Below are 18,023 nucleotides of genomic sequence, written 5' to 3'. Positions count from 1 at the left end.
GCACATTGCAAGTAAATGATGTATACATTATATAAGAGGTGAAAACATGGAAAACAAACGTGAACTATTCCAAGTACTTACTCGTAGGTTTGGACTTCTTAATAAAAATTGTTGTTCAATTGGAGCTGTGGATATAACATCCGTACAAAGTCACATTCTTTATGAAATAGATAAACAAACATCACCATCCATGCAACAAATTGCAGAAGCGATAGCAATGGATATAACGACTTTTAGCAGACAAATCCAGACACTCATTAAAATGGAATTAGTAAAGAAAACACCTTCCTCAACAGACAAAAGGGTATATATTTTATCTCTTACAGTACAAGGTAAGTTTGTCGCTACAACCATTGATGAATCGATGAATGCTTATTTAGAGGAAGTATTCTCTCATATGAACGAATTTGAAAAAGAAACAGTTATTCGTTCTATTAAATTATTAAATCAAGCTATGTCCAAATCAAGCGTTTGCTGTACACCTCTACTTTAAGCAAGATTAAGTCTTGCTTAAAAAAATGAATATTACTTGCAAAATGCAATTAATAAGAACAATTTATATGATAATTCAACTAAAATTTCATGGAGGTAAGAAGATGAATAATATTGAACTGAAACAAGTATACACTGGTGGATGCTGCGTGCCTGCAGCACAAATAAATTCAGATGTAGTAAAATCTTCAAACAAGGAATTACCAATAGCGATTATAGGTGCTGGTCCTATAGGTTTAGCAGCAGCTGCCCATCTAGCTAATATTGGAGAACGTTTTATACTACTCGAGTCAGGTGATAGTGTTGGAAGTAATATTCTAAACTGGGGACATGTGCGGTTATTTTCACCATGGCAATACAATATCGATAAGATAGCTAAAAAAACTCTAGTAAATCACGGTTGGAATCCACCTATTTTAGATAAACTTCCTTTAGGAAGTGAATTAGTTAACGAGTATTTGATTCCTTTAGCAAATTTACCAGAGATAAAACCTTTTTTATCACTGAATACAAGAGTTGTTTCCATAAGTAAAAAAGGTTTAGATAAAATGAAAACTGCTAATCGTGACAATTCACCCTTTGTTTTATACATTGAACAAAATGGGATATCAAAAAGAATAGAAGCAAGGGCTGTAATAGATGCTGCGGGAACCTGGTCAAATTCAAATCCTATTAATGCTGATAGTATTTGGACAAAAGAAGAAAGAGAATTAAAACAACACATATATTATGGAATTCCTGATATTAAGGGCGAGCATAAAGAAAGATACAAAGGCAAACGAGTGGCAGTTGTTGGTGGCGGTCATTCAGCCATTAACACAATTTTAGAATTATCAAAGTTAAATGATGAAGTGGAAATTACTTGGATAATGAGAAAGGAAAATGTAGAAGATGCGTACGGTGGAGAAGACAAAGACGCCCTTGAAGCAAGAGGTGAATTAGGTAGCCGTATACATCAATTAGTTGATGCTGGTCAAGTAAAAGTCTATACTCCTTTTCTTATTCATCAATTAAGTAAGACGAATGATGGAATAGGAATTACTGGGGAATCCGACGGTAGTGAAATAACACTTTCTCCTGTTGATGAAATCATTGCTAATACAGGAAGCCGTCCTGATTTCTCATTTATAAGAGAAATCAGGCTCAGTATAGATACTGCTACGGAAAGCGTTAAGGCTCTTGCTCCTTTGATTGATCCAAACCTTCACAGCTGCGGAACAGTTCGACCTCATGGTGAAGAGGTATTAAGACAGTCTGAAAAAGATTTCTATATAGTTGGAATGAAAAGTTATGGTCGAGCTCCAACATTCTTAATGGCCACTGGATATGAACAAGTTAGGTCTATTGTGGCCCATCTTTCCGGTGACTTTGAATCAGCTAAAAAGGTAGAACTCGATCTACCTGAAACTGGTGTATGTAGCATTAATTTAACTCCACAAAATTCTTCGAAATCATGCTGCGGAACGGAAGCATCTAAATGTTAAGGGTGAAGCAATATGATTGTAAATAATGGGGCTAATTTATCTAAAGAATATTTTATTTCCTACCTAAGACTTGTTATGAAAGCAAGATCTTATTCTCTAGAATCTGCAAAAATCTTCATGCAAAAAAGCTTCTTTAAGGAGAGTAAAGAGATATACGGAATAGAGAGTTACAACAATTTTATTCGGGCCATTGAAGATTTAAAAACCTAAAATAATAAGCTTCTTAACTTAAACAAGGCAAAAAGATTAATACTAAGACATCCAAAGAGCATTGAATAAATGAAGTCGAAATCATTCATAGCCCAAGTTACGAACTGGTCTTGTAGAAGAAGTTGTCCTATTGTAGTAATTTCTAATTGGTCCGCTTATATTTTCAGTTTCTTTTCACCATATTCCATCAATTCAAGATTAATCTTATTTTGAATAATAAAAATGAATGGATAAATAGTTATTAGTTTGGAGAAGCGTCCGATCAACTCCTGCGGGAAAAGCGAGTCAGACGAGACCCTGTAGGAGTATGTTAATGGAAGGAAGGCTAAGTGTGCCTAGTCCTGATGCAACGCCTTCAAGACCAACATCATGTTGGCCCAAGCGGCTTGACGCTCGACCGCGGAAAGTGAACGGTAAGCTTCGGAAAACTTAATCTATTTTTAAAAAAAAACACTTCTTTGTCATTGGAAAATAATAAAAGAGCTAGCAAGAATGCTAGCTTTTTATTATTTCCAATTTTTTCCGATAAATTCATCACGCCCTGATTGAGCCCTATCTTCTTTGTAATGTTTTGGATCCTTCTTATAAAAATCTTGATGATAATCTTCAGCTTCATAAAAAGTCTTTGCTTCTCTAATTGGAGTAACAATTGGTTTGGAAAATTTACCACTAGCTGCTAGTAGTTCTTTTGATTTTTCTGCTTGTTGTTTTTGTTCATCGGAATGGACGAAGATTGCAGAAGTGTAGCTTTCCCCACGGTCTTGAAACTGTCCCCTTGCATCTGTTGGGTCAATTTGTTGCCAAAAAATTTCTAGTAATTGTTTATAGGAAAAAATATTTGGGTCAAATTGAATTTCTACTACTTCCAGATGACCTGACGTCCCTTTTTTTACATCCTCATATGTTGGATTTTCTAAATGACCGCCCATATATCCTGAAGTGACTTTATGTATACCTTCCCATGAATCGAATGGCTTTACCATACACCAAAAACAGCCACCAGCAAAAGTTGCTTTTTCTATCAAAATTATCCCCCCTAAATCTGTAAAACTATTTTATCATTACTCCTAAAGAAGCACAAAAAACTGAAACTAATCGGGAGAAAATACGTTATTATAATAATATGAAGGGGAGATTTTGAGATGGATGAAATCCAACAAGAGCCAACTAGAAGAAAGCGAAAAAGAAAATTGAGAGTAGGAAGAGTATTTGTATTTCTACTTATTTTAGTTGTATTAATCGGAGGGATTTATTCGGTCATTCAATATTCAATAGGATATAAATTAGCAAGTGGGGAACCACAAAAGAAGCATGAATTTACTGGAGATAAATTATCTTCAGATGAAAGAGAAAATATATTAGTTCTAGGAGTAGATTCACGTGGAGAGGACAAAGCTCGAACAGATACGATGATGATTGTTTCTTGGGATAAAAAAAATAATGATGTCAAAATTGTATCTTTAATGCGAGATATATATGCAGATATCCCAGGATATAAATCATACAAATTAAATACTGCTTACTATTTAGATGGTGTGCAACTTGTAACAGATACAATTCAAAAAATGTTTGATATTCCTATTCATCATTATGCACTTATCGATTTTAGTAGCTTTGAATCATTAGTGGATATAATTGCTCCTGATGGTGTGCCTATAAATGTAGAAAAAGATATGTCTGAGAAAATCGGTGTTTCTCTAAAAAAAGGGCAGCATGATTTAACTGGAAAAGAATTACTAGGCTATGCAAGATTTCGTTCGGATGCAGAGGGAGACTTTGGACGAGTTTCTAGACAGCAAATCGTATTAGAAGCATTAAAAAATGAAGTGCTTTCCATAGATAATTTATCAAATATCCCTAAATTTGTTGGAGCAGCTGAAGGATATATTGAAACAGATTATTCTAAAACTGACAAAGCGAAACGCATTTTAGATGCTATAACAAGTGGTAAAGTAGAAATCGAAAAATTGACAATTCCAGTGGAAGGGACATACTCATTTAAAAACTATTCTCATGCTGGATCTGTTATTGAAATTAATGTAGAAAAAAATAAATCAGCAATTACTGACTTTTTAGAAAAAAAGTAATACGTATGCGTTGCTAATCTTTATATACCTTCGTAAAATAAGATTAAATAGGAAAGGAAGTATGATATTAGTGGAGCCTGAGAAACCTTCTTTTTTTTCTACACGTTACATAAAGTTTTTAGGTGGACGTAATACAGTTTTCACACTAGTAATGGTAATGTTAATTGGGCTAATTATTATGATTTATGATGATATTTCATTTATTTTTGTTCCTTTAACAGTATTTTTAGGTAATGTGATTTTACCAATTATTTTAGCAGTCATTTCATATTACTTATTACGACCGTTGCTACGATTATTAGAGCGAATAAAATTACCTAGAGTGTGGGGAATATTAATCATCTTCCTTGCATTAATAGGACTAATCACATTATTAGTATTTTTAGTATTTCCTTTTTTGAGATCGCAGTCTATTAAATTAGTGGAAGAGTTTCCTGGTTATTTTATACAACTTCTTAACTCATTTGACCATTTTTTGAGAACATCTTTTTTAACAGATTACTACCTTCAAATTGAAAGTAAAGTGGATACAATTATTGAGCGAATACCAGAAGATATAGGAAAATTCCTTCAAAGCACTCTTACTGAAATTGCTACTGGAATATCTTCGGTAGTAGGCGTGTTGACTAGCTTTGTACTAGCTATTGTAACAGTTCCATTTATTCTTTTTTATTTATTAAAAGATGGAGAAAAATTACCTCGATTTGTAATGAAAATTTTTCCTCCACGTATGAGGGAAGATTTACACTCCGTATTCAAAGATATTGATAAACAAATCAGTTCGTACATCCAAGGGCAAATTTTAGTTTCCATGTGCATTGGCTTTATGATCTATATTGGTTTTACAATTATCGGGATGGAATACGCATTATTATTAGGAGTTATTGCAATGGTAACAAGTGTCGTCCCATATTTAGGACCTGTAATTGCCATAACTCCAGCGGCCATAATTGCACTTGTTACCTCACCTTTTATGTTGATTAAGCTTGCAGTGGTATGGACAATCGTACAATTAGTTGAAGGAAAATTTATCTCTCCACAAATTATGGGTAAATCACTTCATGTTCATCCAATTACGATTATTTTTGTATTAATTACGTCCGGATCATTGTTTGGTGTACCAGGAGTAATTTTAGGGATTCCAGGGTATGCAATATTAAAAGTGATTGTTTCTCATTTTTATACTTTATTCAAAAAGCGTTATAATAAATATGAGCCTATTTCTGAAAATCAGTATGAGCTTACAAATAACAAGGTGGATTGAGATGAATGGTGAAGAAGTTTGAGTCTTCCATACAAGTACAATCAGTAAAAATTGAAACAGTTGTGGACCATCCATATATTGAACACGGTATTAATTTATCTGGTACCATCTATATCGATGGCGTACATGGCGATGAACTAGTAGAAAACATTAAACTTGAAGTATTTAAATTGATAAATGGAGAAATTTCGAAAATTGTTTCTAAGCATTCCGTCGAACTAGTCGGAGCTGCTGCTTCAAAAGATATGCAAATGATTCCATTTGAAATTATGCCAGATGAAAGATGGCTACCTGAGGAAAATGCCGAAGTAACTAATCTCATTTTACGTACAACGGTATTATTCGCAGATGGTTCAGAATTCAATGACGAAGACGAAATTTACTTTGACATCGAAGAATAGTTGTACCAGGCAGACACACAAATTAAATACAATTCTGAAAACTCCTATACAAGTGTATGGGAGTTTTTTGTATTAGCATAAACAAAAAACAATGGAGCATTCTAAGAAAAATGAAGGAGTGATAGTATGCGGAAAATCTTTGTAGTTATGATTGTTTTTACAATTTTTAGTCTTTCTGCTTGTGGTTCTACGAGAGAGTCAAATGCTCCAGCGAACCCAGAAACCCAAATAGATAGTCAATCTGATGACATTCCAAACACGGGAAACGAAGAAGTGAATGAAGAAAATGATATGGGAATTCCAAGAACTGGTGGAACAATTGAAGATCCAACTTTTCAAAAACCTTAATGAAATAATCGATTGAATTGTTCGAATTTTTATGATAAAATGATTTTATCTTATATGAACGGAGGTGAGGAAAGAATGAAAAACACTGTGAATGCACATGGATTTATATTGGAATTTTTATCCACATCTTGTGCTATTACTCATGAAATTTCTAACAACGGGATTAGTCTGTCCATTTTTAGTAAATTTCATGAATTTCACAGCTGATAAAGTCATTCTTTCTGAACCATATTTTTTATGGAAAAGACTGCTTTTCAGGCAGTCTTTTTTCTATGCAGAAAAATGCTTCCAGCTAATTACTTATTCGAGAGGAAGCGAATTTAATGATTTGTACAATACAAGAAATAAGCAAAATGCTTGGAGGAAACACAATCTTTGAAGATTTATCTTTAGCAATTAAAACAGGGGATAAATTAGGTGTCGTCGGAAGAAACGGAAGTGGAAAAACGACATTATTTACTCTGCTTGCGGGAATAGAATCGCCAGATAAAGGAAGTATTCACTTCAAAAGAGGAACGAAAATTGGTTATTTAGCACAAATTCCTGTCTACACAGATAATACAACTGGTTATGACGTATTAATAAGTGCTTTCGAGGAGTTAATAGTTCTAAAAGAAAAGATGCAATTACTAGAAAATAAACTTTCATCTGTAGCACCTGAAGAGATGGAAAAACTATTACTGCTTTATGGTGACGTTCAGGAAGAATTTTCGAATCGAGATGGATATACAATGGATTCGGAAATTGAAAAAGTAATTCAAGGATTACAATTAGGTAATTTTGTACTTCAACCATTTTCGAGCTTAAGTGGAGGAGAACAAACGAAAATCATGCTTGGTAAGCTATTGTTAACTAAACCTGATCTGTTACTTCTGGATGAACCAACAAATCATTTAGATTTATTTGCAGTAGAATGGTTAGAGCAATATTTGGTTTCTTACCCTGGTACGGTTGTAATCATTTCTCACGATAGATACTTTTTAGACCAAGTTGTTATGAAAGTAGCAGATCTAGAAGAGGGAGAACTCACCTTATATCATGGGAATTATTCTGCATTCATTACAGAGAAAGAAGAGAGATTAATACGTGAGTTTCAGCAATACGAGGAACAACAAAAAAAGATAAAAAAAATGAAGGAAGCTATAAAAAGACTTAAACAATGGGCAAATGAAGCGGTTCCACCTAATGCTGGTCTTCATCGCCAAGCACGAAATATGGAAAGAGCATTGGAACGAATGGAAAAAGTAAAAAAACCATTAATGGATCCAAAGAAAATGAACTTATCATTTGAGGCCGCACCAAGAAGTGGAAAAGAAGTTGTGATTATGGACGAAGTATATAAAGCATTCGATACGAAAGTGTTGCTTCAAAATGCAAAATTAAATGTATTCTGGAAGGATCGGATTGCTATCGTTGGGCGAAATGGCACTGGAAAGTCTACGATATTAAAAATACTGCGCAAAGAGATACAAGTAGATTCGGGAATAGCAAGACTTGGCAGTAATGTCCGAGTGGGGTTTTTATCTCAGCATTTCGAAGTGAGCGATCCGAAAGCACGATTAATCGATGTATTTAGAAGCGAAGTAAATGTTTTCGAAGGTGACGCAAGACATATTCTTGCGAAATTTATGTTTTACGGACCGGATGTGTTCAAACGAGTTGGTGATTTAAGTGGGGGAGAAAAGATGCGTCTTCGTCTAGCCCAACTTATGCATCAAGATATAAATTTACTGATGTTAGATGAACCGACCAATCATTTAGATATTGATTCAAGAGAAGTACTTGAAGATGCATTGGAAGAATTTAAAGGAACGATCCTAGCAGTTTCGCACGATCGTTACTTTTTAAATAAATTGTTTCCAAGAACAGCTTGGCTAGATCAAGGTGAATTATTAACTTTTGAGGGCCCATATGAATGGGCACGTGCGAAATGGGAAGAGCGACAGTTAAATCAAACTGTCTCAATTTCAGTTGAATGTAAGGATAAAGAAAAGGAAAAGATAGTGAAAACAAAGTTGCCTAAAACGCAACCATTGGAAGTGATAATTGCTTTACTCGAAGAAGAAATTGCTGTTTTAGACAAGCAAATAGATGTAGAAAGTGATTGGAAAAAGTACGAAGAGTTGCTTAGTTTGAAAAAATCTAAAGAGATAGAATTAGAGAATTATCTAGAGCAATGGATGGATACTCAATAAGATGACGTACAATAAATAAAGGGGTAAGGTTTTGAAACGAATAGCAATAGATATGGACGAAGTAATAAGCCAATTTAGTACTAAGTGTATACAGTTATTTAATAATGAGTTTAATATAAATTATTCTGTAAATGATTTACATGGGAAGAAACTTGTTGAGTTAGACAAGAGATTTGAAAGAAAAGTGAATGAATATCTAAGCTTAGAATCTTTTTTTCTAAGCTTAGAAGTTGTGAAAGACAGTCAACAAGTTATTAAAAAGTTAAGTTCTCAGTATGAAATATTTATTGTAACTGCCGCTATGGATTTCCCGTCCTCGTTAGCGCCAAAGTATAAGTGGCTTAAAAAGAACTACGATTTTTTAAATGAAAAGAATTTTGTATTTTGTGGTGACAAAAGCATCATTCGTGCAGATTATTTAATCGATGATACACCTGAAAATTTAGAAACGTTTAAAGGGAAAGGAATACTTTTTACAGCTCCACATAATATGCAAGAAACACGTTATTTTAGATTGAATAATTGGTATGAAATTGAAAAGTATTTCAATAATAAGTAAATATAACTATATATTTACCATTTTTCCGTTCAAAAAGTAATGCTAATGTACTTATTTATCTCTCTGAAATAGTTTTTGTTAGGAATTTAGTCTATTGAATTACTATTGATAAGATAGTATCTTTGATGAAATATCTAATAAGAGAGAGAAGATGCGAGATGAAGAAATCTATTAAATGGAAAATTATTAGTACAGTATTTACGCTAATTGTTGTTGGGTTAGTAGTATTGAATGTTATTAGCACGTATACGATTAGTAATAAAACGGAAGAAAGCTTAATTGATCAAAGTCATGTTCTTGTAAAGGAAATGTCTTCTTCGATAGAAAATTACCTAAGTTCTTACGAAAAAGGTATTATGCAAATGTCTTCTACTCGTGAGATTATCGAATATATGGATGAAAAAAATTCACCAGATACAGTTACAGCAATAAGACTTGAAAAACAATTAGATAGTAAACTATCCGAGTTTTTAACTTTGTTTGATGCTGCATCTTCTATATATTATGCATTACCAAATAAGCATCTTGAAATTTTACCGGAAGTAGATCTTGGTTCTGACTTTGATCCAACCTCAAGAGATTGGTATAAAGTTGCTACAGGAAACCCTGAAAAATTCACATGGTCAAAGCCTTATGTAGATTCAGCAACTGGAGAATATGCAATATCAGGTGCAAAGGCAGTTCTTGATAATGGGAAAGTAGTCGGTGTACTAGGTATTGATATTTTATTATCAAAACTTACAGATAAACTTTCTTCAAATGAGCTAGGGTTTGAAGGTTATCCAATTATTATTGAAAATGATGGAACAGCAATTGTCCATCCGACAAAATTTGGAGAAGACCTATCCGATTATGGTTATGTGCCTGAAATGCTTGCAAGTTCTTCTGGTGTAGTACGAAATATTACGGAAAGTATTTCAAATGTTACAGTATTTACAACAATTCCAGGATTGGAATGGAAAATTGGAACTGTGTATGATCAAAAGAACATAAACCAGACAGCAGATAGTATTAGAAATATAATTATTATTTTAACAGCACTAATGCTATTGTTTATGTGTATTGTGTTGTATTTCTCTATCACATATATGTTAAAACCAGTTGATCAACTAAAACAATTAATGGATTTAGTGGCAGATGGTGATTTAACCGTTCATGCAAATGTTCAGACGAAAGATGAAATTGGTCAGCTAGCCTTTAATTTCAATAAAATGACAGAAAATATGAATAAAATTATTAAAGTAGTAAAAGATTCAGCAAATAATGTGCAAGCCAGCTCAGAAAGTTTAAGTGCTGTTGCAGAAGAAACGAATGCATCTTCCGAGGAAGTAGCTCTTGCTGTAAGTGAGATTGCAGAAGGTGCCTCAAAATCAGCGGAAGACGCAGAAATAGTAACAGATAATTCATCGCAGTTAAGTGATCAAATAAATTCGATCACTGAAAAATCAGTTTCGATGAATGAAATTGCTATAGAAGCTAATGAAATGAATGCAAGTGGTCAAAACCAAATGCGAGAACTAAAATCATCATTCCATAATTGGGAAACAAATTTGAAATCCATGTCTGCAGTTATCGAAACTTTAGAACAAAAAGTAAAAGCGATTGGCGGAGTTATGGAAACGATAATGGAAATTTCTGCACAAACGAATTTACTTGCACTGAATGCAAGTATAGAAGCAGCAAGAGCAGGAGAACATGGTAAAGGTTTCGCCGTTGTCGCAGATGAAGTTAGAAAGTTAGCCGAACAATCAGCAAATGCAACTGAACAAGTGAAAAAGACAATAACAGAATTACAGTTCGAGTCTATTCATGTAACTAAACAAATGAAAGAAACAAGGGAAACATTCCGTTTGCAAGGTACGGTCGTATCTGATACAGAAGTGACATTTGGGAAAATTTCTTCGTTAATGGCAACTATGCAAAATTCCATTGATGAAGTTTCTAATGAAATTCAACAAGTTTCGAAATACAAAGAACAAGTAGTGGAAACCATTCAAATGATGGCAGCGACTTCTCAACAGACGGCAGCAGCATGTGAAGAAGTGAGTGCTTCCTCAGATGAACAATTGCGGGCAATTCAATCAGTTGCTAAAGCATCCGAAACATTAACAGAGTTGAGTGAGAAGCTCTCTACAGCAGTTAATCGTTTTCATGTATAAAATAATAAGTAGTTAGTGTAATTGTACTGAATTGCATATATATTATTTGAATGATACTATTTATATATTGTTACAATTTCAAATTATTCATATTTAATACTCTTATCAAGAGAAGCCGAGGGATATGGCCCTTTGAAGCTTCAGCAACCTCTGAATCATCAGAAAGGTGCTAAATCCTACAAGACTATATTTGTCTTGAGAGATAAGAACGGAGATCTAATCATGGACCCTCTTTTCTTATCTTTGAGAAAAGAGGGTTTTTTTGTATTATTTTCAAAGGGAAAAGGGGAGAGAAATGAATGCCAATTAATATTCCAAAGCATTTACCAGCTGGAAAGTTATTAAGAGAAGAGAAAATATTTGTGATGGATGAAGAGCGTGCGTTTACACAGGATATACGTCCATTAAATATAGTTATTTTAAATCTGATGCCAGAAAAAGAAAAAACAGAACTTCAGTTACTTAGATTACTAGGGAATACGCCGCTGCAAGTAAATGTAACGTTCTTGAACACTGCTTCACATGAATCTAAAAATGTCAGTAAGACGCATCTAGATACGTTTTATACTACGTTTGAGGACATAAAGCGACGAAAATATGATGGAATGATAATTACAGGAGCTCCTATAGAGCATTTACGATTTGAAGATGTGAATTATTGGGATGAAATAGCGGAAATTATGGACTGGACAAAAACAAATGTAACATCAGTCCTTCATATTTGTTGGGGGGCACAAGCAGCTTTATACCATCATTATGGAATTGATAAATACGAACTGCCTAAAAAATGTTCAGGAGTGTATATCCACCAATTGTCTGATCATACACTCAATTTAGTTCGAGGATTTAATGATGAATTTCATGCACCTGTTTCGCGCTATACATCTGTTTCTATCGAAAAAATTCAAAATGATTCACGCTTACATCTACTTTCCACTTCAGTTGACGCAGGGGTTTTTCTCGTCATATCAAAAGATGAAAAGCATATTATGATAACTGGACATCTAGAATACGATGCAACAACACTTGCAGAAGAATATTCTCGAGATATAAATAAAGGAATTAATATAGAAGTACCTGAAAACTATTTTCCAAATAATGATCCGTCTAAACCACCTTTAAATACATGGCGCTCTCATACGCATTTATTATTTTCAAATTGGTTGAACTACTATGTTTATCAGGAAACACCTTTTGAATGGGAATAATTTGAAAGCACTAAGCAAAATGAGTTGCTTAGTGCTTTCTGACTGCTGACAAACGCTTTCATTCTTTGTTGCTCGTGAGGGAACTATAGAAGTCCCTATAATTGACTAAATAAAAAGAGGGTGATTGGCGTGTCTAAAAACTACAAAAGTTGAGAGGAATATCAACAATTTCCTCACTCTACTTTTTCATTTATAGAAAATCGTTGGAAAAGGCGACACTCCTGCGGGAATAGCGTTAGTCGAAGACCCCGCAGCGAAGCGAGGGAGGCCACTGAAAAACTCAAAATTATTATTTTTATAGGAACTATTTGCTGTATATCATTTTAAGAATTTCGCGCGACGCATGAGACTCCTGTGGGAAAGCGAGACAGACGAGACCCCACACGAAGCGAAGCGTAGAGGAGGCTCGTCGCTCGCCCGCGGAAGGCGAATGCCAAAGCGCTAAATTCTCTTAGGACTATTTGATAGATAATTTATATGAATGACACTTTTTCAGTGCCCTCAAAGCGAGGAAGTTGAGGCAACGCCCGCGGAAAGGGAGGCCACTGAAAAACCAAAATTCAGAAAATAAAGTCACCACTTGAGAAGTATATTTGTATCAAAATTGGCATGACGTCCCCATAAACACCCTAAAAAGTGAAGGAATTATGGGATTTCGTTTTTATTTTTTGAAAAAAAGTGACTTTTTCAGTGGCCTCCGGAAAGGGAGCCGTTCCAACGATTTTCTTTTTTATTAGGCTTATTGGACAACCCCAGTTGGCAAAGTATAGAGACACTCATGATGATGGTGTCCCAAACAAGAATCCCTTAATCTAAGCTCGGATACGTAACTAACACTATAATCTAATCAATATAATATACAATTTCAAAATGAAGTGTTTTAATATGAGGTAGATGGTATTTTTGGAATATTTGTGAAAAGTAAAAAATAGGAGATGATTAGATTGTTAGAATCTGCAAAGCTGCATGAGAATTTTGTGCAAGTTGCAAGGAAAAGAATAGAAGAAATGATCCGTGATACTGATAAAGCGATTGCTCAAATGGAAGATAACGCCTTATTTTGGACGCCGAATGAACACTCCAACAGTGTTGCGATAATCATCAAACATTTGAGTGGTAACCTCATTTCACGCTGGACTGATTTTTTAACAACAGATGGTGAAAAGCATGACAGAGATCGAGATGGTGAATTTGAGAATACTATTAAATCACGCGAAGAGCTATTACGAGTTTGGGAAACTGGGTGTAAGTTGTTCTTACAAGCAATTGATTCAATAGAAGAACAGCATTTACTCCAAACTATATATATTCGAAATGAGCCTCATACAGTTATGGAAGCAGTCTTCCGTAGTATTACACATTTTACGTACCATGTCGGTCAAATCGTTTTCATTGCTAAACAATTGACTCCAGAAAACGAGTGGGCCACTCTATCGATTCCTAAAAAGAAAAAATAATATTTCTTTTCGTGAAGTGTGGTGTAGAATTTGGAGAGGTTTGACCTATGTATTAACAATAAGTATGTGAAAATGTGGCTATGGATTGTAGGATCTGGTGTTATTCTTACTATTTTATTTATTGCTTTATTGCCAAAAGAGTATCTAATTACCCCAAATATATTGCTAATTGTTTGCTTTTTCATTTATCTATTGTGGTTTTGGTTGGCCAGAAAAAGAGGGGAGAAATCCAGTTGAAACTAGGTCTATCAAGAGACGAGGTAAAATTGGTTCCTTTTACAGTTGAGTGGTCTAATGAGTTTCAGAGAGTGAAAGAGAATATATTAAGCCATATGGATATTGAATCACATAGAATAGAGCATATTGGAAGTACTGCAATTACAAATATGGTTGCTAAACCGATTATCGATATAATCATAGGAGTAGATGATATTACAAAAGTCACCTCTACTTTTTTTGGAAATTTGAAAGAAGTTGGATTTCTTCGACTTCGAGTAGTAAGACCAGGAGAAATTGTATTGGCAAGATATACAGATGAATTATATGAAGTAAAAACACATTATATCCATGTTGTCGATTATGAAAAAGATCTATGGAACAATTTGATTTTTTTTAGAGATTACTTAAATGCAAATATTGAAGCAAGAGAAGAATATAAAAGGTTAAAATTAGCGTATGAAAAACTAGAAAAAATTACAATAAATAAGTATACCGATTTAAAGGAACCTTTTGTGAAAAGTATTTTTGAGATGAGAATAAATGGAGCTGATCTTTTTGAAAAGTAGTTTGTATTTTGTTAGGCATGCACATTCTGCATATACCCCGGAAGAGCTTGAAAGACCTCTCTCTGTACAAGGAATGGAAGATGCAAAGTTTGTGACAGAATGTTTGAAACAAGAAAAAATTGACTTTATTGTTTCAAGCCCGTATAAAAGAGCAATTCAAACAGTTGAAGGTATTTCCAATTATTGTGGCAAGAAAATAGAAATATATAATGATTTACGTGAACGAACACTGTCTTTGGAACCTGTTAGCGATTTCAAACATGCAATTACTAAGTTGTGGGAGGATAATCATTTTTCATGGGAGGGCGGGGAATCTAATATTGTTGCGCAGCGGAGAGGAGTTGCCATAACTCTACATTTGTTAGAAAAATACGAAGGGAAAAATATTGTCATAGGTTCGCATGGAAATTTGATGGTGTTAATCATGAATTACTTTGATAAAAAATATGATATTCAATTTTGGAATAATCTTGCCATGCCTGATATTTATAAACTAGATTTTGAAGCAAAAGAATTGGTTGAAGTTACAAGGATTTGGCGTGACTCAACTACAATCTCTAGTCGTTAGATTCGTTCCGAAAATTATATGTGAAGACATATATGCTGTTTAGTAACTTCCGATATTCTTCTACATCACAATTTTAAGGAATGTATATATATATAAGGAGGTTTGGAAATGAAGATTAAAGGATTAAATCATTTGTTATTTTCTGTATCTAATCTAAACAATTCCATACAGTTTTATCAAACTGTGTTTGATGCAAAGCTTTTAGTGAAAGGAAAAAGTACTGCCTATTTTGATCTAAATGGTATATGGCTTGCTCTGAATCTGGAAGATAATATTCCACGTAATGAAATAAATCAGTCATACACACATATAGCATTTACTATAGATGAAGAAGATTTCGACAGCATATACGAAAAGTTAAAGTATTTAAATGTAAATATACTGACTGGTCGTTCAAGAGATGAAAAAGATAAAAAGTCTATTTACTTTACTGACCCGGACGGACATAAGTTCGAATTTCATACTGGAACACTCCAAGCCAGAATGGACTATTACATACAGGAAAAGAAACATATGGAGTTTTTTATGTAGCAATACTGGACCTTTTATTAGGATAGGTCCAGTGTTAAAAAAATTATTCAAACAGATCAGTACTTAAATATTTGAGTCCAGAATCATTAATTGTTAACACTATATTTGCTCCTTTTTCAGTACCTTGCAATAACTTCAAAGCTGCAGCAACATTTGCACCAGAAGAAAACCCTGCAAATATTCCTTCTTTTTTTGCTAACTCTCTTGCTACGTAAGTAGCTTCGTCATCTGTAACATGTAAATAATCTGTTACTAACTCTTTCTCTAGCAGTGGTAATTCCATCGAATAGCCTCCGCCTTGTATTTTGTGGTTAAGGTTTGTTGGAATTTTACTTGAATAGTAGGATGCTGAGTCTGGTTCTACTAAATAGCAACGAATATCAGAATTATGCTTTTTTAATGCTTTTGCACAACCAGTAAAGGTACCTCCGGAACCAGCAAAATCTAGAAAGACATCAATTTCTCCGTTCGTTTGTTTCCACATTTCTTCTCCAGTGAAATATTCGTGTGCATGAATATTACCAATATGATTGAATTGATCTGCTCGAAACGCATTTCTCTCTTTTGTAATTTGTTGAGCAACTTGTTCCACTTTAGCGAGATCTTCACCGGAAACTTGTCCAAGTGGAGAACCAGGAGATTGGTCAACTAATACAACTTCTGCACCAAGTGCCCTCATCATTCTTGCTCTTTCTAATGAATTCCCTTTAGACATGACTGCAACGAATTTATATCCCTTCACTACACAAACAATGGCAAGTCCTGTCCCTGTATTACCGCTTGTCAATTCCACAACTGTTTGCCCGGGCATAAGTATACCGGCATTCTCGGCCTCTTCGATTATTTGTAATCCAATTCGATCCTTTTTACTAAAACCAGGATTTAAATATTCCAGCTTCGCAAAAATATTGCCTTCTAAGCCTTCAGTAATTCTAGATAGGTGAACCATAGGCGTGTTACCGATTACTTGATGTACTCCTGAAAACATGGAACTGTTTGTCATAGAAAAATTTCTCCTTTTCCTGTATCATAGTCAATATACAGCACGTTTGTGCTTTATAAAGATTACGTTACACTATAGCGCACGATTGTACAATATAGCATAGGGATATATTTGGAGGATAATAAATGGATAAAATTAATGAAAATATAGGGAAAAACCTAAACAGAGTAAGAAGAGAGAGAAATATTAGTTTAGAAAAAACCTCTGAGTTAACTGGAGTAAGTAAAACTATGTTAGGACAAATTGAAAGAGGAGAATCGAATCCAACTGTTACAACTCTATGGAAAATTGCGAATGGTTTACGACTTTCGTTCTCTTCGCTTATTAGTGAAGAAACTCCATCTGTTTCTCTTATAAAGAAGAAAGAGATAAATCCAATAATAGAAAGTAATGGACAGTATCGGGTATATCCACTTGTTCCATTTAATGCAGAAAAACAGTTTGAGGTATTTGCAATAACTCTAGAACCAGGATGTGAGCATCATTCGGAACCGCATAATCCAGGTGTGGAGGAATATATAATTGTAAACGAAGGGGTATTAGAGATCGCAATTGGAGAAGAGGTTTATGTAGTGAATTGTGAAGATGCTATTACTTTTCAAGCTAGTAGTACTCATACTTATAAAAATAACTGCAATAGTCTTGTAAAATGCACTGTAATAATTCATTATCCTAGTTAACTTCTCAATATCAGAGTTCGTGCAACCTGGGGCAAAGTGAATCGATGAAATAATCGAAAGAATTCCTTTGTCCGATGGATGCTACTCGATTTCATTGTTCTTATGCATTTTAAAATACAAAGTCATACTAGAAATGCAATTCCTTCTCGGCAGCAATTGTACTCAATCCTTGATCCATAAAATAAATGGCATACATAACCTTTTCCATATCAGTTTTCCAGGATATTTTCCTCGTTTTCTTGTAGACAGAATCCCTTCTTTTGTCCGATCAGAACTTAACTCTCTCTCAATTTGATCAATATCTAAAAAGATTGTAAACACATTCTCCCGGATTCCTTTAACTTTTTATATACTCTCCCTTTTGTGAAATGAGATCTGTAATTTTAGGTCTTCAGTATAACGGAATAGACGAGTCAGACCTGTCACAAAAACCGTATCGATTATTCGCAAAAATTCCAAATACGATTAAACTCTAGTCGCCCTCGTTTCGTACCGGTTACTTTTTCAAAGAAAATGTGAAAACACCTATATTCTTCAAGTTGTTCCTTTTGGCTGTCCAAATTTTGATTAAATGTGGAAACAGTCAAACTTC

Annotated in this window: 19 protein-coding genes and 1 riboswitch; of the genes, 17 read left to right on the top strand and 2 right to left on the bottom strand. The window is 34.1% G+C overall.

All coding sequences use genetic code 11. The features are described 5' to 3' along the window. The first annotated feature begins 46 nt into the window (after positions 1 to 46). From FG384_RS06080 to FG384_RS06070, 3 genes are all read left to right on the top strand, one after another. Positions 47 to 493 carry a MarR family winged helix-turn-helix transcriptional regulator gene (locus FG384_RS06080; protein WP_142641700.1) on the top strand — a complete coding sequence of 149 codons (447 nt, stop codon included), beginning with the start codon at positions 47 to 49 and terminating at the stop codon, positions 491 to 493. A gap of 103 nt (positions 494 to 596) precedes the next feature. Next, the gene (locus FG384_RS06075; RefSeq protein ID WP_142641699.1) at positions 597 to 1,976 is read left to right on the top strand and encodes an NAD(P)-binding domain-containing protein; all 1,380 of its coding nucleotides are present in this window, start codon (positions 597 to 599) and stop codon (positions 1,974 to 1,976) included. Between the two features lie 12 nt (positions 1,977 to 1,988). Next, positions 1,989 to 2,186, top strand: a complete 198-nt coding sequence (locus tag FG384_RS06070) for a hypothetical protein (RefSeq protein WP_142641698.1) — start codon at positions 1,989 to 1,991, stop codon at positions 2,184 to 2,186. A gap of 506 nt (positions 2,187 to 2,692) precedes the next feature. Here the strand turns inward: FG384_RS06070 and msrA are convergent. Continuing rightward, positions 2,693 to 3,208, bottom strand: coding sequence for a peptide-methionine (S)-S-oxide reductase MsrA (gene msrA / locus FG384_RS06065; protein ID WP_142641795.1), 516 nt, complete (start codon positions 3,206 to 3,208; stop codon positions 2,693 to 2,695). Between the two features lie 120 nt (positions 3,209 to 3,328). Here msrA and FG384_RS06060 point away from each other — a divergent pair, with 120 nt between their 5' ends. The 13 genes from FG384_RS06060 (at position 3,329) to fosM (ending at position 15,748) form a co-directional block, all read left to right on the top strand. Beyond that, positions 3,329 to 4,273 (top strand): LCP family protein, encoded by a 945-nt coding sequence (locus FG384_RS06060; protein WP_142641697.1) that lies wholly within the window; start codon positions 3,329 to 3,331, stop codon positions 4,271 to 4,273. Positions 4,274 to 4,343: 70 nt separating this feature from the next. Next, the gene (locus FG384_RS06055) at positions 4,344 to 5,537 is read left to right on the top strand and encodes an AI-2E family transporter (RefSeq protein WP_420849946.1); all 1,194 of its coding nucleotides are present in this window, start codon (positions 4,344 to 4,346) and stop codon (positions 5,535 to 5,537) included. 5 nt (positions 5,538 to 5,542) lie between these two features. Beyond that, entirely contained in the window at positions 5,543 to 5,938 is a 396-nt protein-coding gene (locus FG384_RS06050) for a sporulation protein (RefSeq protein WP_142641695.1), read from the top strand. Positions 5,939 to 6,064: 126 nt separating this feature from the next. Further along, the gene (locus FG384_RS06045; protein WP_142641694.1) at positions 6,065 to 6,286 is read left to right on the top strand and encodes a lipoprotein; all 222 of its coding nucleotides are present in this window, start codon (positions 6,065 to 6,067) and stop codon (positions 6,284 to 6,286) included. Between the two features lie 75 nt (positions 6,287 to 6,361). Beyond that, positions 6,362 to 6,493: an RAxF-45 family protein gene (locus FG384_RS20285; RefSeq protein WP_276612734.1), complete on the top strand. Its 132-nt coding sequence runs from the start codon at positions 6,362 to 6,364 to the stop codon at positions 6,491 to 6,493. A gap of 116 nt (positions 6,494 to 6,609) precedes the next feature. Further along, a complete protein-coding gene (gene abc-f, locus FG384_RS06040) occupies positions 6,610 to 8,481 on the top strand; it encodes a ribosomal protection-like ABC-F family protein (RefSeq protein WP_142641693.1) in 1,872 nt (623 codons plus the stop codon). 31 nt (positions 8,482 to 8,512) lie between these two features. Beyond that, positions 8,513 to 9,040: a 5' nucleotidase, NT5C type gene (locus tag FG384_RS06035; RefSeq protein ID WP_142641692.1), complete on the top strand. Its 528-nt coding sequence runs from the start codon at positions 8,513 to 8,515 to the stop codon at positions 9,038 to 9,040. Between the two features lie 158 nt (positions 9,041 to 9,198). Next, positions 9,199 to 11,199, top strand: coding sequence for a methyl-accepting chemotaxis protein (locus FG384_RS06030; protein ID WP_142641691.1), 2,001 nt, complete (start codon positions 9,199 to 9,201; stop codon positions 11,197 to 11,199). A 99-nt stretch (positions 11,200 to 11,298) separates the two neighbouring features. Then, positions 11,299 to 11,408, top strand: a riboswitch (SAM riboswitch). A gap of 90 nt (positions 11,409 to 11,498) precedes the next feature. Then, positions 11,499 to 12,407, top strand: coding sequence for a homoserine O-acetyltransferase MetA (gene metA, locus FG384_RS06025; protein WP_142641690.1), 909 nt, complete (start codon positions 11,499 to 11,501; stop codon positions 12,405 to 12,407). 944 nt (positions 12,408 to 13,351) lie between these two features. Beyond that, entirely contained in the window at positions 13,352 to 13,864 is a 513-nt protein-coding gene (locus FG384_RS06020) for a DinB family protein (RefSeq protein ID WP_240793351.1), read from the top strand. A 233-nt stretch (positions 13,865 to 14,097) separates the two neighbouring features. After that, positions 14,098 to 14,649, top strand: coding sequence for a GrpB family protein (locus FG384_RS06015; protein WP_142641688.1), 552 nt, complete (start codon positions 14,098 to 14,100; stop codon positions 14,647 to 14,649). Further along, a complete protein-coding gene (locus FG384_RS06010; protein WP_240793350.1) occupies positions 14,639 to 15,217 on the top strand; it encodes a histidine phosphatase family protein in 579 nt (192 codons plus the stop codon). Before FG384_RS06015 ends, FG384_RS06010 begins: the two co-directional genes overlap by 11 nt. A gap of 108 nt (positions 15,218 to 15,325) precedes the next feature. Then, positions 15,326 to 15,748: a FosM family fosfomycin resistance protein gene (gene fosM / locus FG384_RS06005; protein ID WP_142641686.1), complete on the top strand. Its 423-nt coding sequence runs from the start codon at positions 15,326 to 15,328 to the stop codon at positions 15,746 to 15,748. Between the two features lie 43 nt (positions 15,749 to 15,791). Here fosM and FG384_RS06000 read toward each other — a convergent pair whose 3' ends face one another. After that, entirely contained in the window at positions 15,792 to 16,751 is a 960-nt protein-coding gene (locus FG384_RS06000; RefSeq protein WP_142641685.1) for a PLP-dependent cysteine synthase family protein, read from the bottom strand. Between the two features lie 125 nt (positions 16,752 to 16,876). Here FG384_RS06000 and FG384_RS05995 point away from each other — a divergent pair, with 125 nt between their 5' ends. After that, positions 16,877 to 17,431 carry a helix-turn-helix domain-containing protein gene (locus FG384_RS05995; RefSeq protein WP_142641684.1) on the top strand — a complete coding sequence of 185 codons (555 nt, stop codon included), beginning with the start codon at positions 16,877 to 16,879 and terminating at the stop codon, positions 17,429 to 17,431. The last annotated feature ends 592 nt before the right edge of the window (positions 17,432 to 18,023 follow it).

Source organism: Psychrobacillus vulpis, assembly GCF_006861825.1.
GTDB lineage: Bacteria > Bacillota > Bacilli > Bacillales_A > Planococcaceae > Psychrobacillus > Psychrobacillus vulpis.
This window is presented reverse-complemented; position numbering and strand designations above follow the sequence as displayed.

Coding starts and splice junctions, on each gene's coding strand:
- fosM (WP_142641686.1), top strand. CDS start 15,326: ATGAAGATTAAAGGATTAAATCATTTGTTATTTTCTGTATCTAATCTA.
- FG384_RS20285 (WP_276612734.1), top strand. CDS start 6,362: ATGAAAAACACTGTGAATGCACATGGATTTATATTGGAATTTTTATCC.
- metA (WP_142641690.1), top strand. CDS start 11,499: ATGCCAATTAATATTCCAAAGCATTTACCAGCTGGAAAGTTATTAAGA.
- FG384_RS06070 (WP_142641698.1), top strand. CDS start 1,989: ATGATTGTAAATAATGGGGCTAATTTATCTAAAGAATATTTTATTTCC.
- FG384_RS05995 (WP_142641684.1), top strand. CDS start 16,877: ATGGATAAAATTAATGAAAATATAGGGAAAAACCTAAACAGAGTAAGA.
- abc-f (WP_142641693.1), top strand. CDS start 6,610: ATGATTTGTACAATACAAGAAATAAGCAAAATGCTTGGAGGAAACACA.
- FG384_RS06030 (WP_142641691.1), top strand. CDS start 9,199: ATGAAGAAATCTATTAAATGGAAAATTATTAGTACAGTATTTACGCTA.
- FG384_RS06050 (WP_142641695.1), top strand. CDS start 5,543: ATGGTGAAGAAGTTTGAGTCTTCCATACAAGTACAATCAGTAAAAATT.
- FG384_RS06060 (WP_142641697.1), top strand. CDS start 3,329: ATGGATGAAATCCAACAAGAGCCAACTAGAAGAAAGCGAAAAAGAAAA.
- FG384_RS06000 (WP_142641685.1), bottom strand. CDS start 16,751: ATGACAAACAGTTCCATGTTTTCAGGAGTACATCAAGTAATCGGTAAC.
- FG384_RS06075 (WP_142641699.1), top strand. CDS start 597: ATGAATAATATTGAACTGAAACAAGTATACACTGGTGGATGCTGCGTG.
- FG384_RS06080 (WP_142641700.1), top strand. CDS start 47: ATGGAAAACAAACGTGAACTATTCCAAGTACTTACTCGTAGGTTTGGA.
- FG384_RS06045 (WP_142641694.1), top strand. CDS start 6,065: ATGCGGAAAATCTTTGTAGTTATGATTGTTTTTACAATTTTTAGTCTT.